Origin of the sequence: Collinsella sp. LCP19S3_B11 (assembly GCF_052121915.1) — a bacterium.
Classification (GTDB): Bacteria; Actinomycetota; Coriobacteriia; order Coriobacteriales; family Coriobacteriaceae; genus Collinsella.
Genome location: NZ_JBQKDI010000007.1, coordinates 60,276 through 74,168, shown reverse-complemented (window position 1 = coordinate 74,168; position 13,893 = coordinate 60,276). Strand labels below are relative to the sequence as shown.

14 protein-coding genes are annotated in these 13,893 nt (G+C 59.7%); all 14 read right to left on the bottom strand.

Going from position 1 to position 13,893, the window contains the following annotated elements:
• Nucleotides 1-11: 11 nt before the first annotated feature.
• Nucleotides 12-1,076: a flavodoxin-dependent (E)-4-hydroxy-3-methylbut-2-enyl-diphosphate synthase gene (ispG, locus tag ACTQV4_RS05515; RefSeq protein WP_441569455.1), complete on the bottom strand. Its 1,065-nt coding sequence runs from the start codon at nt 1,074-1,076 to the stop codon at nt 12-14.
• Between the two features lie 31 nt (nt 1,077-1,107).
• On the bottom strand, nt 1,108-2,469 hold the full coding sequence (locus tag ACTQV4_RS05510; RefSeq protein WP_441569454.1) for a M50 family metallopeptidase: 1,362 nt from the start codon (nt 2,467-2,469) through the stop codon (nt 1,108-1,110).
• A gap of 25 nt (nt 2,470-2,494) precedes the next feature.
• Entirely contained in the window at nt 2,495-3,682 is a 1,188-nt protein-coding gene (gene dxr, locus ACTQV4_RS05505) for a 1-deoxy-D-xylulose-5-phosphate reductoisomerase (protein WP_441569453.1), read from the bottom strand.
• Entirely contained in the window at nt 3,682-4,581 is a 900-nt protein-coding gene (locus tag ACTQV4_RS05500) for a phosphatidate cytidylyltransferase (RefSeq protein WP_441540752.1), read from the bottom strand. The genes dxr and ACTQV4_RS05500 overlap by 1 nt, the downstream gene beginning before the upstream one ends.
• A gap of 2 nt (nt 4,582-4,583) precedes the next feature.
• Nucleotides 4,584-5,378, bottom strand: a complete 795-nt coding sequence (locus tag ACTQV4_RS05495) for an isoprenyl transferase (RefSeq protein WP_441054250.1) — start codon at nt 5,376-5,378, stop codon at nt 4,584-4,586.
• Between the two features lies 1 nt (nt 5,379).
• On the bottom strand, nt 5,380-5,916 hold the full coding sequence (gene frr / locus ACTQV4_RS05490) for a ribosome recycling factor (RefSeq protein ID WP_441569452.1): 537 nt from the start codon (nt 5,914-5,916) through the stop codon (nt 5,380-5,382).
• Between the two features lie 2 nt (nt 5,917-5,918).
• Nucleotides 5,919-6,641: a UMP kinase gene (gene pyrH / locus ACTQV4_RS05485; protein WP_427717558.1), complete on the bottom strand. Its 723-nt coding sequence runs from the start codon at nt 6,639-6,641 to the stop codon at nt 5,919-5,921.
• A gap of 117 nt (nt 6,642-6,758) precedes the next feature.
• Nucleotides 6,759-7,628, bottom strand: coding sequence for a translation elongation factor Ts (tsf, locus tag ACTQV4_RS05480; RefSeq protein WP_409064982.1), 870 nt, complete (start codon nt 7,626-7,628; stop codon nt 6,759-6,761).
• Between the two features lie 45 nt (nt 7,629-7,673).
• Nucleotides 7,674-8,402, bottom strand: a complete 729-nt coding sequence (gene rpsB / locus ACTQV4_RS05475; RefSeq protein WP_055285135.1) for a 30S ribosomal protein S2 — start codon at nt 8,400-8,402, stop codon at nt 7,674-7,676.
• A 230-nt stretch (nt 8,403-8,632) separates the two neighbouring features.
• Entirely contained in the window at nt 8,633-9,541 is a 909-nt protein-coding gene (locus tag ACTQV4_RS05470; RefSeq protein WP_441569468.1) for a tyrosine recombinase, read from the bottom strand.
• An 8-nt stretch (nt 9,542-9,549) separates the two neighbouring features.
• Entirely contained in the window at nt 9,550-10,887 is a 1,338-nt protein-coding gene (trmFO, locus tag ACTQV4_RS05465) for a methylenetetrahydrofolate--tRNA-(uracil(54)-C(5))-methyltransferase (FADH(2)-oxidizing) TrmFO (RefSeq protein WP_441015513.1), read from the bottom strand.
• Between the two features lie 14 nt (nt 10,888-10,901).
• Complete coding sequence (locus tag ACTQV4_RS05460; protein ID WP_441569451.1) at nt 10,902-11,834, bottom strand: DNA-processing protein DprA; 933 nt, start codon at nt 11,832-11,834, stop codon at nt 10,902-10,904.
• Nucleotides 11,834-13,357: a YifB family Mg chelatase-like AAA ATPase gene (locus tag ACTQV4_RS05455; RefSeq protein ID WP_427717565.1), complete on the bottom strand. Its 1,524-nt coding sequence runs from the start codon at nt 13,355-13,357 to the stop codon at nt 11,834-11,836. Before ACTQV4_RS05455 ends, ACTQV4_RS05460 begins: the two co-directional genes overlap by 1 nt.
• Nucleotides 13,357-13,842: a YraN family protein gene (locus ACTQV4_RS05450; protein WP_441031093.1), complete on the bottom strand. Its 486-nt coding sequence runs from the start codon at nt 13,840-13,842 to the stop codon at nt 13,357-13,359. The genes ACTQV4_RS05455 and ACTQV4_RS05450 overlap by 1 nt, the downstream gene beginning before the upstream one ends.
• Between the last annotated feature and the right edge of the window lie 51 nt (nt 13,843-13,893).

Below are 13,893 nucleotides of genomic sequence, written 5' to 3'. Positions count from 1 at the left end.
GCTCGGGTCATTTATTTCTCCTCAATAAGCTTGTCGACCTCGGCCATAAGCGCGTCGACAATTTGGTCCTCCGCTACTTTACCAATGATCTGGCCATGCGAAAAGAGCAGGCCCTGACCACGTCCGCAAGCAACGCCCAGGTCGGCATCAGAAGCCTCACCGGGGCCATTAACGGCACATCCCATGACGGCAATCGAAAGCGGCGCGGCATAGTTCTTAAGCCGCTCGGTTACTTCCTCGGCGATTGCGATCAGGTTAACCTGACAGCGGGCGCACGTGGGGCACGAGACAATCTCGGGGCCGCGGCGACGCAGGCCCAGCGACTGCAAAATTCCCCAGGCGACCGGCGGCTCCTCAACCGGATCGGCCGTGAGCGAAACGCGCATGGTGTCACCGATTCCCTCGGACAGCAGGATGCCAAGGCCCACCGAGCTCTTGATGGTGCCCTGCAGCTTGGTGCCCGCCTCGGTAACGCCCAGGTGGAGCGGAACGTGGGGAATCTCACGCGACAGGGCACGATAGGTGTCGAGCGTCGTTTGCACGCTATGGGCCTTAGCCGATAGCACAATGTTCGTAAAGCCGCGGTCTTCAAAATGCTTGACAAAACGTTCGCTCGACATCACGAGCTTTTCGGGCTGCGTGAGGTCGTCGCGCTCAGCGATATCCTGCTCAAGCGAACCAGCATTGACGCCGATACGAATCGCACAGCCCGCGGCACCCGCAGCATCGATTACCGCGTCAACCTTGGCCCAATCGCCGATATTGCCGGGATTGATGCGCAGCTTGGCAGCACCGGCCTCAACGGCACCAATGGCGAGCTTATGGTTAAAGTGGATGTCGGCAACGATCGGCACCGGAGACTCGGCACAGATGGTGCGGAAACCCTCAAGCGCGGCCTCGGTGGGCACGCTCACGCGCACGATATCGCAGCCAGCCTGCGCCAACGCGCACACTTGAGCAAGCGTTGCCTGGGTATCAGCGGTATCGGTGCAGGTCATGGATTGGACCGCCACCGGCGCGCCTCCACCGATCTGCACGCCGCCCACATGCACGGGGCGCGTCAACTCGCGAGGCAAAGGATGGGATAAAGACAATCCAAACACTCCCCTACAGAATAAATCGAAGGATGTCGGAACGAAGCATATAGACAAACAGCAGTGCAAAGAGCGCGATGCCCACATAGCTCACAATCGTCTGGACCTTGAGCGGAAGCTCGCGGCCCGCAATCTTTTGAATGATCTCGATGACCAACTTGCCGCCATCGAGTGGCGGGATGGGCAGCAGGTTCATAAAGCCAAGCGAGAACGAAATGAGGGCGGCAAACGAAAGGAACGTGGCAGGGCCGGCAGCAGCAGCTTGTGAGGACATAACGCTAATACCCACGATCGAAGAGGACTGATCGAGAATCTCCATCGTATGCTGAGGCTGGAGCAGGCGCATCACGCCCTGCGCTGTCTGCACGACATAGGAGAACGACAGGCGAGCCGACGTGATAGGGTCTAAACGGACCACCTGCGTAGAGACATACACACCTAGGCGTTCGTCCTCTTTGAGCGCAACCGTGGTCGAATGCTTCTTGCCGTCACGCTCGTACTCAATGGCGATATCGTCCTTACCGGCAGCCTTGCCAATGGCATCGTAAACGTCCATCCAGGTAGAGCACGATACTCCGTCGACCGAAAGAATCGCGTCGCCATCCTCGATTCCCGCCGCGGAGGCAATCGAGCCTTCGTCAACCTGGCCGATCACATTGGTGTCCACCGGCACCGTGACACCCGCGATGGAATAGATGCTCATAAGGAGCAAAAAGCCCGTCAGGATATTGACGATAATGCCCGCAAGCAGCATAAAGGCACGCTTGACAAAGCCCTGACCCAAATAGGTGTGCGAGCGCTCGCGTGCAAGGAATTCGGCCTCGCCGCACGGCAGTTCCCATACATCGCCCTCGGCAGTCGCGTGCTCGCGATCGAACCGACGGCCGTCAAAGGTGGTATAACCCGCCGCGTCACGCGGCAGGGTCTGGTACTTGGTGGGATAGTAACCAGGCGAAGGCTTTTCCCCTTCTTCATACCAAGGAGCTATGGAGCCCCAACCCAGCAGCAAAGCACAGGCCTCGAGCACATCCTCCTCGGACAGCTCAAGCTCGACGGCAAGATCGGCCACCGTCACACGGCCGTGGCAATAGATGGCGGCAAGCACGCGATCGGCATACGAGACATCGGTCGGATCCATGCCACAGATGGCAGCATACCCACCCAGCAACAGCGGGGTCACGCCAAACTTGGTGCCGATCCGACGAGACGTATGGTGGATATCAAAGCGACACGGCAGGCCCAAAAAGAACTCAGTCACCCGGACGCCGCAGGCACGCGCCGCCAAAAAGTGGCCGCCCTCGTGCAAAAACACGAGGACGGAAAGCATCAGCAGGCCCCAAAAGACCGATGAGAGAACGCTCAGAACAGTTTCCATAAAACGAAAAAGCAATCCTTATGGGTTAAAAACGGGTTGCGGCGTGCACTTGCGCGGCCTTTTCACGCGCCCACGCATCGATACCGCGAAGCTGTTCAAACGAATCGACCGTCTGCGCATCATGCGCATCCATACAGGATTCCACAATGCGATCGATATCGGTAAAACTGCAGTCATCATGCAGGAAGGCATCGACGGCGACCTCGTTGGCGGCATTGAGCACGCACGGCATGGTGCCGCCCGTCTTGCCCGCACGCTCGGCCAGCGCCAGGCAGCGGAACGTATCCATGTCGGCCGCATCAAAGGTAAGCTGACCCAACTCGCGGAAATTGATGCGCGGAGCCGGAGTATCCCAGCGCTCGGGATACGAGAAGGCAAACTGGATGGGAATGCGCATGTCAGATGCCCCGAGATGCGCCATCACGGAGCCGTCGGCAAACTCGACCATCGAATGAATCTTTGACTGGCGCTGAACGGCCACGTTGATAAAGTCGAGGTCGCAACCGAACAGGTGCATCGCCTCGATACGCTCCAGGCCCTTGTTCATGAGGGTAGCGGAGTCAATCGTGATCTTGGCACCCATAGCCCACGTAGGGTGCGCCAGGGCATCGGCGCGCGTCACACGGTCGAGTTCCTCGCGCGAACGGCCAAAGAACGGACCGCCCGAGCAGGTAAGCCAAATACAATGGGCCTCGCGCGGATTCTCACCCAGATAGCATTGGTAAATTGCAGAGTGCTCGGAATCGACCGGGATAAGCTGACCGGGCTGAGCCAACGGCATCAGCAGGTCACCGCCAACAACGAGCGACTCCTTATTGGCAAGGGCAAGGCGCTTATTCGAGGTCAAGGCCGCATGGCTCGCCTCGAGACCGGCGGCGCCCACAATAGCGACAAGCACACAGTCAACATCGTCGCGACGCGCGAGCTCGCAAACCGCTTGCGCACCTACGCCGAGCTCCGTTCCCTCGGGCAACTCCTGCAGCACGGCGTCATCGCCATGAGCGACATCGGCCACGGCAACCGCCGGAACCGAGAACTCGCGGGCAGCTGCAACGAGCTCGGAGGTGCTGGAATTAACGGAAAGCGCCGTCACCTGCAGACGATCGGCATGCTGACGGCAAACATCGAGCGCCTGAGTGCCGATAGAGCCCGTACAGCCCAGGATGGCAACACGAAGGCGTCCATCGGAGCCATACGTCGTCTGGAAGGACATTACAGCACGCCTCCGATCATCAGCATCAGCTGCGCGGTGATGCAGCCGAAGATAAGCGAATCGCTACGATCGAGCATGCCGCCGTGGCCCGGGATAAGGTTACCGGAATCCTTGACGCCCACACCGCGCTTGATGCGCGACTCGATAAGGTCGCCGATAACGCCCAGGATGGACACAACCACGCCACAAAGCAGCGCATAGGGCAAGCTCAGCTTATAGAGATGCGTCACCCACAAAATGAGCCAGATGAGAACCGAGCCCAAGATGCCACCAACAAAGCCCTCCCAGCTCTTGTTGGGAGAGATCTTGGGGACCATCTTGTGTTTGCCGATACGGCTGCCCACGATGTAGGCAAACGAATCGGAGACCCAAAGGGACGCGCAAACACCCACTGAAAGCAGGGCGCCGGCAAAACCGGGCACGGCATCGCGCAGCAGCACAATAGCCGACAGCATAAAGCCTGTGTAGATGGGACCCATGAGCGTCACGGCCACATCAGAGATGCGGGTACGCGGCGACCAAACATACCAAATGCCCACCGCGAGCATCAGTGCAAAAAGCAGGGCGTTCAGCAAAAGCGAATCGCCAAGCGCCGATAACGGAAAGAGCACGGCGGCAATAATGCCCAGGTGCTCGTTGGCGACCTTGCCATCGAGCCTCGTCATACGGAAAAACTCAAAGCAGCAAAGCCCGCTCATGACAGAGACAAAAATGGCGGTGGGCACGATACCCAAAACCAGGCACAGGATAAAGACGACGGCGTAGACGATACCGGCGGCGGCACGGGTAATAAAGCCCGCAAGCCACGAACCGGTGCCGCTCTTCGCTGCAGGCGCTCCCGCAGCGGCAGCTTTGCGCGCAGGCGTCTTGGGAGCAGATGCCTTGGGACGATCGGACACGATTAAGCCTCCTCGGTTTTGCTCAGTCCACCAAACCTACGGTCACGGCCCTGAAAGGCCAAAATGGCGTCGACAAGGCCCCAACGATCAAAGTCAGGCCAATAGGTATCGGTGACATAGAACTCGGAATAAGCCACCTGCCACAGCAGATAGTTCGAAAGGCGTAGCTCGCCGGAGGTGCGAATGACCAGCTCGGGATCGGGAAGACCGGCGGTGTACAGGTGCGAAGCAACCATATCATCGTCGATAGCAGCAGGATCGATCTTGCCGGAGGCGGCATCGAGCGCAAGCTGACGGGCAGCACGCGTAATCTCGGCACGAGCGCCGTAGTTGACGGCAAGCGCCAGCGTCATACCGGTGTGATCGGCGCACTCGGCAAGACCGCATTCAAAAACGTCGCGGGTCTTCTTGGGCAGCGCGGAAATATCGCCCAAAAAGACAACACGCACGTTTTCGCGCTTCAGAAGCGGCAGCTCATCGATAAACGTCTTGGCAAACAGATGCATCAAGACGTTAACCTCATGCTGCGGGCGGTTCCAGTTTTCGGTTGAAAACGCATAGGCGGAAAGCACGTCGACGCCCAGACGCACGCAGGCGGTAATGATCTCACGAAGGGAGACGATACCCGCCTTGTGGCCCTCGGTACGGGCAAGACCTCGCGCCGTAGCCCAGCGACCGTTGCCGTCCATGATGCACGAGATATGATGTGGAATATTATTGAGGTCTAGGTCGGAAAAACCGACGCCCGCAGGGGCGTCGGCAAAGTACTCGACCAGTTTGTTCTCGTCGTAATGCACCTTAGATCTCCATGACCTCGGCTTCTTTTTCCTTCAGAAGCTCCTCGACCTTGGCGACATACTCGTCGGTATGCTTCTGCACCTTGGCCTGCTCACGGCGGACGTCGTCCTCGGTGAGCTCCTCATCGCGCTCGAGCTTGTTGTTAAAGTCGCGACGGATGTTACGGATAGACACCTTAGCCTGCTCGGCGTACTCGCGGCACTCCTTGACGAGCTCGCGACGGCGCTCCTCGGTGGGAGCCGGGAACGGAAGACGAACAACGGTGCCATCGGAGTTGGGGGTAATACCCAGATCGGAAGCGCCGATGGCCTTGACGATGGCGTTGATAAGCGCCTTATCCCACGGCTCGATGAGCAGCATGTGGGCCTCGGGGGTCTTTACGGCGGCTACCTGCGTGACCGGCGTGGGAACACCGTAATAATCGACGGTGATGTCGGACAGAACGTTAGCGTTGGCTCGGCCGGTACGGACCTTGGAGAAGTTATGCTTGAGGGACTCGAGCGACTTGTCCATGTGGGCGGTGATGTTCTCTGCCATGCTTAATCCTCCTGATAGACGAGCGTGCCGACGGGCTCACCCGAAAGCGCGCGCTTGACGTTGTCCTCGCCATCGATGTTGAGGACCAAAATGGGCATACGGTTATCCTGGCACAGGGCCGTAGCCGTGGAATCCATAACCTGCAGGCCGCGGACGAGCACCTCGTGATAGGTGATCTTGTCAAAGCGGACGGCATCGGCGCACTTGACGGGATCCTTGTCGTAGATACCGTCGACCTTGGTGGCCTTAATCAGAATCTCCGCACCGATCTCGCAGGCGCGAAGGGCCGCGGCGGTGTCAGTCGTAAAGTACGGATTGCCCGAGCCGGCTGCGAAGATAACGACATTGCCCTTGGACAGGTGATTGATGGCGCGACGACGAATATAGGGCTCGCAAATCTCGTTCATCTGGATGGCACTCATAACGCGGCAGGGAACATCGTTATGCTCGAAGGCATCCTGCAGGGCGAGCGCGTTCATAACGGTTGCAAGCATGCCCATGTAATCGGCCTGAGCACGCTCCATACCGCCGGCAGCTCCAGCCATGCCGCGGAAAATATTGCCGCCGCCGACAACGATGCCGACCTCATGGCCAACGGCGAGCAGCTCCTTGACCTGCTTGGCAAGATGGTCGGTAACCTTGGGGTCGATGCCATAGTGGCCATCGCCCATCAGTGCTTCGCCGGAAAGCTTCAAAAGCACGCGTTTATATCGGATGTCGGACAAAGCGATCCTCCTTTAATTAGACTCTCAATATGATATCAAAGGCTCTGCTTAGAGGCATGAAAAAGCAGGCTGTGAGTAAAACCCACAGCCTGCTCATTACCAGCTACAAGAGCTTATTTACTCGCCACGGACCAGACGGTCGAAGGCAACGACGGTAATGGTATCGCCGAGCTCCTTGGAGACCTGCTCAGCGTACTTCTTGATGGTGAGGGAGCTGTCCTTGATGAACTCCTGCTCGGTGAGCACGGACTGCTTGTAGAACTTCTCCAGGCGGCCAACAGCCATCTTCTCCTGGATGGCCTCGGGCTTGCCGGACTCGGCAGCCTGAGCCATGTAAATCTGCTTCTCATGCTCGACGGTCTCGGCCGGAACCTGATCGCGGGTAGCGCAGATCGGAGCGACAGCGGCAACCTGAAGGGCAACGTCGTGGGCAAAGGTCTTGAAGGACTCAGCCTGAGCGGTCTCAGCCTTCTCGAAAGCAAACTCGACGAGGACGCCGATCTTACCACCCATGTGGATGTAAGAAGCGAGAGCGCCGTTCTCGACCTTGCGAGCGGCGAAGCGAGAGATCTTCATGTTCTCGCCCATGATGTGAATCATCTCGGTGAGCTCGGAGGAAACGGTCTCCTCGCCCATCGGCTTCTCGAGCAGAGCGTCGACGTCGGCCGGCTCGGTGGTGGCGACAACCTCGGCGACCTTGGAAGCAAAGCCGGTGAACTTGGCGTTAGAGCCGACGAAGTCGGTCTCGCAGGAGAGCTCGAGCAGAGCGCCGGTCTTGCCATCCTCGGAGACGAACGCGGCGACAGCGCCCTCGTTGGTCTCGCGGCCAGCCTTCTTGGCAGCCTTAGCGAGGCCGTTCTTACGCAGAACGTCAACAGCGGCGTCCATGTCACCGTCAGCCTCGACGAGAGCCTTCTTGCACTCCATCATCGGGGAGTCGGTCATCTCGCGGAGCTGCTTGACCATAGCGGCGGTAATCTGGGCCATTGTGGTTCCTTTCAAAGAGATGAAAAAGACTTAATTAGGACTTATTTACTCGGCCTTGGGCTCAGCGGCCATCTCGGCCTCGGAGACCTGCTCCTTGCCGGAGCCAGCGAGGCAAGCGTCGGCCATGAGCTCGCACATAAGGGTGACAGCGGAGATGGCGTCATCGTTGCAGGGGATGCCGTACTCGACCTCGTCGGGATCGGAGTTGGTATCGATCAGAGCGACGACGGGGATGTTCAGGCGCTGGGCCTCCTTGATGGCGTTCTCCTCGCGCTTAGTGTCGATGACGAAGAGAGCCTGGGGCAGACCCTTCATGTCGCGGGCGCCACCGAGGTTGGTCTGGAGCTTAGCGAGCTCCTTACCCAGAACAGCCTGCTCCTTCTTGGGAAGAACAGCCATGCGGCCGTCCTCGACCATGGCCTCGAGCTCCTCCATGCGGTTGATGCGGGAGCGGATGGTGACGAAGTTGGTCAGCATGCCGCCGAGCCAACGCTGGTTGATGTAAGGCATGTTGGCGCGCTCAGCGGCGTTCTTGACGGCCTCCTGAGCCTGCTTCTTGGTGCCGACGAACAGCACGTTGCCACCCTTGGCAACGTTCTTGACGAAGGTGTAAGCCTGGTCGGCGTCAAGAATGGTCTGCTTGAGGTCGAGGATGTAGATGCCGTTGCGCTCACCGAAGATGAACGGCTTCATCTTGGGGTTCCAGCGACGGGTCTGGTGACCGAAGTGGCAGCCGGCCTCGAGCAGGGTGCGGATATTAATCTTGGTAGCCATGTTAAACCTCCTGTGGTTTGCCTCCGCGCGGGGTCATCCTCCAAAACCAACCCGGACATGTGCTACCAAAGCCCGGGCACCACGGTATGAAGTAGCCGCGCGTGCGTGATAAAAACCTGTTGCCGTGAAGCAACCCGATGAATGATAGCAGGATTACATCTTTCTGCCAACCCGAAATCAAAACCACACACACGGACGCGCGATCGATTGGATAGGACCCCTCTCCTGCCTTATTCGCCGCGCGGAAGAGCTTGGGTAACGGCGCGTTTGAGCCGATCGGGCGTGAGATGCGTATAAATCTGCGTGGTGGACAAGCTTGCATGCCCCAGCAACTCCTGGACAGAGCGCAAGTCCGCTCCGCCCACGAGCAAATCGGTCGCAAAAGTATGGCGCATCGCATGCGGGGCGATATCGGAAGGGATACCCGCAAGCGTCGCCAACATATGAAACCGTCGCCTAAGCATGGCGGCGCTCATACGGTTGCCGCGTGCCGAGATAAACAGCGGATGCACACCGTTCGTACCGTCGCCACGCTTTGCCTGAGCAAGAAGCTCCGGTCTTCCTTCTTCAATATAGCGGCGGGTCGCATCGAGAGCACGCCGATACAGGGGCACGATACGCTCCTTGCTCCCCTTACCCCAAAGCCGCAGCGTTCGCTCGGACCAAGCAATGGACTCAACATTGAGTGCCGCAAGCTCAGAGATGCGAGCCCCAGATGCATAGAGCAATTCGAGCATCGCCGCATCGCGCAGCCCCGCAGGCGTTGAAACGTCTGGCGCCTCAAGCAGTGCCTTAACCTGCTGGGTGGTCAGCACTCCGGGCAAATCGCGTGGAAGCTTGGGCGAGGCAATCGCAGAGACAGCGTCTCCATCGATAAGACCATCGGCAGCCATCCATCGATAGAACGAACGAATGGCAGACAGGTGCGCCGCAATCGTCCTGGGCGCCACCTGCTCGCGCGACAGCTCTGCCAGATACATACGAACGGTACGTACGTCCGCCGTGCGTGCATCGATATCCCCACGCTCGCACCAAGCGGCAAAACGCTCCAGACGAGAGCCGTAAGCGATAACAGTGTTAGAAGAAAGCCCCTCGACGCGTGCAATATAGGCTATGAACGAGTCGACGGCACCGTACAGGTCAAAGGCTATGGCCGGTCGCCCCCAAACAGGTCGGAGCGCGATTCCAGATAGGAATCCAGGGCCTTAAGGGCGCGATCCGCATAGGCCTGATAGCGCTCACGTTTGCTGCGGCGTTTACCGTCCTCGAGGGGAGGCACCAGGCCAAAATTAACATGCATGGGCTGATATCCGACCGTAGCAGGATCGGTCGCATAGCCCACGAGCGCGCCGAGAGCGCCCACGCGCGGCAGCTCGACAGGAGCAACCTCGATAGCCTCGGCATAGGTATTGAGCGCAGCGAGGAGACCCGTGGCGACCGCTTCCATGTAACCCTCCGTACCGGTAATCTGTCCGGCAAGGCGCACGCCCGTGCCGGGCACGGCGAAGGTCCCATCGAGCACATGGGGAGCATCGACAAAGGTATTGCGATGCATGACGCCATAGCGGAAAAACTCGGCATTCTCCAGACCGGGAACCATATGAAAAACGCGCTTCTGCTCGCCGAAGGTCAGGTTGGTCTGGAAACCAACCAGGTTATAGGCGGTCTTCTCCTTGTTCTCGGCGCGCAGCTGAATCGCCGCCCAGGGACGGCGACCAGTGCGCGGGTCGGTGAGCCCGACGGGCTTCATAGCGCCAAAGCGGATGGCATCCTTACCCGTGCGCGCAACCTCCTCGGCTGGCTGACAGGCCTGGAAGAGGTCCCCGCCCTCAAAGTCCTTGAGCACCACGCGATCGGCCGTGGTAAGCGCCTCGATAAAGGCCTCGTACTCCTCCTTGTTGAGCGGGGCATTGAGATAGTCGCCACTCCCCTGCTCCTCGTAGCGCGACTGCGAGAACAGCACATCCATATCGAGCGTCGAGGCATCGACAATCGGGGCCGCGGCGTCAAAGAACGCCAGGGAATCACCACCGACGAGCTTCATGACCTCCCCGCTCAACGCCGGCGAGCACAAGGGACCCGCGGCGATAACCACATGGCCCTCGGGAATCTGGGTGACCTCGCCGTGAACGACCTCGATATTGGAGCGGGCGGCAACCTCGGCCTCGACGAGCTCGGAGAATTTAACACGGTCGACCGCCAAGGCGCCACCAGCGGGAACGGCAGCGCGATGAGCGCAGTCGAGCAGCACCGAACCCATACGCTCGAGTTCGGCCTTCAACAGGCCGGCGGCGGAATCGGGTCGGGTCGACTTAAACGAATTGGAGCAGACGAGCTCCGCCAAGTGATCGGTATGGTGGGCAGGAGAGGTCACCAGCGGCCGCATCTCGCACAGCTTTACGGCAAACCCGCGATCTGCCAGCTGAATCGCGCATTCCGATCCCGCCAGACCGCCACCGATAACCGTCACTTGATCAAACAGCATCTGCAAACACCTTTCTAATTGACACGCTTTCCATTGTGACCGAAGGGCGTCTGAGCGTGAAGCGCAAACTTTGAGGGCGCATACCTTCCATCCATCATGCGCTCAATGAGTCCCTCGAGCTCGAGTGAGCCCAGGAGTTTGAGCACGCCGACGGCATCGAGGGAGACGAGCGCGGCAATGTCATCGACCTTGAGCGGCGAGGCAACGAGCGCGTGCATCACGGCCTGCTGCGTGGGGTTCAGATCGGCGATACCGGGCGCATCGGGACGCGAATAGCGCAGGGTGCCGTATATTCGCGAGATGGCCATCTCAATAGACTCCTCGTCAACAATGCAGCAGGCCCCGTTGGCGATGAGGTAGTTGGTCCCACGCGACTCTGGTGACAAAATGGAGCCCGGTACCGCGAGCAGTTCGCGCCCCAGGTCCATGGCGGCCTCCGCTGTCGAGAACGTGCCCGAGGGCATGCCGGCCTCCGACACGAACAGCGCCTGCGAAAGCGCGGCAATCACCCGGTTACGCCGCGGAAAGGCAAACTTGCGTGGCCCCATACCCCAAGGCGAGATGGACACGACCGCGCCGCCCGTATCGATCGTGCGCGCGATGAGCCCTGCACTCGAGCGCGGGTAAACCACGTCGGCGCCTGTACCCAACACCACGACGTGCCTGCCACCAGCGTTGACCGCGGCCCAACCCGAGGCCTGGTCGCAGCCGACCGCACCGCCCGAGACCACCGTCACCCCCGCCTCGACCGCAACTTTCGCGGCCAGCTCTGCCACGGCAAGGCCGTACGGCGAGGCCTTGCGAGCGCCGATGATGGAGAGCGCGGGCGTCGACAGTGCGGTGGGGTCGCCACGCACATAAAGCGTCTGGGGTACATCAGAGAGCTCCAAAACGGTATCTGGATACAACGCATCACCGGGATGCAGCTCAAAAGTCTCCTCGGGCATTACTGGTCCCTCCTCCCCTGGTACATCGCCGCCTCGAGCACGTGGTCTTGGGTTACCCGCTCACTTTCGGCGACATCGGCAATCGTGCGCGCGATACGCACCAAGCGCACGATGCCGCGCCCTGTGAGATGTGTGCGCCTCGACAGGCCGAGCACGCACTTTTCCGCCGCCCCATCGAGCGCAAAGGTCGAAACGACGCCGTCGATGGAACGTGACTCATCGTCCTCGGCCTCGGCATCTGCATCGTCCAAACGGGACTCGCGCCAGGCACGAAATGCCCGACCCCGCACAACATAGTCACGTAGTTCAGCTGACGACATACCCTCGGCACCCTCGATAATTACCTGCGGGTCGGGTCGGGTCACGTCAATCATAAGGTCAATACGATCGGCCAAGGGACCACGTAGCTTAGACCGATAGCGCTCAACCATCGAAGCCGAGCAGCGGCACGGTACCTCGCGATCGCCCAAAAAGCCGCAGGGACAGGGATTGCTCGCGGCAAGCAGCTGGAACCGCGAGGGAAACGTGAAAGCCCCATCGACGCGTACGATCTTGACGTAGCCGCGCTCTATGGGCTGACGGAGTGTCTGCAGCACGCTGTTGGGAAACTCGGCAAGCTCGTCTAAAAAGAGCACGCCGCCGTGCGCTAGGCTAATCTCGCCCGGGTGCACCGGCCGTCCGCCGCCAATAAGGCCCGCAGTCGAAATGCTGTGGTGGGGGCTACGGAACGGCCGGTGTCCCGCCAGCAAACCATCGATGTTCTCGCCCAAGACCGAATGGATGCACAGCGCCTCTTGCTGATCCTCGAGAGAAAGCTCGGGCAAGATACCCGTCATGCGGCGTGCGAGCATGGTCTTGCCTGAACCCGGCGAGCCAATCATAAGCAGGCCGAGCTCCCCCGCCGCCGCGAGCGCAATGCCGCGCTTGGCAACCTCCTGCCCCAGCACATCGGCATAATCAAGTTCTGGCTCAAACGACGCCTCGACACCCTCGGAATCCAGATAATGCCGAGCCGCCTCGCCCATACCGCGGGCGAGCTGAGACAGATGGTCGATAAAGCCACAGTCCACACCGGCAAGCGGCACATGTTGATCCGACCTTCCCGCAATAAAGGACAGGCCCATATCACGCGCCAACAACTGAAACGCAACCTCGCCTTTTACGGGCAGCACGCTACCATCCAGCCCGAGCTCACCGGCAATAAGGCAATGGTCTAGATGGTCGCGGGGAATCTGCCCATCGGCCGCCAGTACCGCGATGGCAATCGGCAGGTCAAAACCACTGCCCGTTTTACGGATATCGCCCGGAGCCAAGTTGACGGTAATGCCCGCCCGTGGAATCTCAAATCCTGCCGAGCGCATTGCGCAGCGTATGCGGCCACGTGACTCCATCACCTCCATACTTGGAATGCCAAGCATTTGGATACCCGGAATACCGCCGGCAAGCGAGACCTCGACCGTGACGGGAATCGCCTCGACGCCACGAATACATGCAGCGTGGACGGCAAAGGTGTCAAACGCCATCACGATACCTGCCAATCGAATGCGTTGTATTGATGCTCAATCTCCGCAATATGACCGCCGCGGATAGTAACGCCCACCGCGTCGAAGCGAATCGCCTTAAGGGGATAGTGATCCATAAGGTAACAACTCGCGATACGGCGGTAGCGACGCTGCTTCTGGGCGTCCACCGCCTCCTCGGGAAAGACCCGCGTGTTGCAATCTAGGGCGACGCGCCTTGTCTTGATCTCAGCCATCACCACGACATCATCAAGTTCATCAAGCAGTACCAGATCGGCCTCACCCTCGGGACACCGGTAGCCCTGTTCCAAGAGGGCATAACCGCGCTCGCGAAAGTAATCGATTGCAATAAGCTCGCCCAGCATGCCCAGTTCTCGAGGACTGAGGCCCTTAATGAACCCAGGCGTAATCGACGCGCAATCAATCTCCCCGTTCTCCCAAAGCTCTTTGAGCTGTTGCGTCTTGCTCTTTGCACTTGCGGCGCACATGGGGTCTCCTTTCCCGCGCACGATATTGACCCGATCATGAGGCCGCCTTTC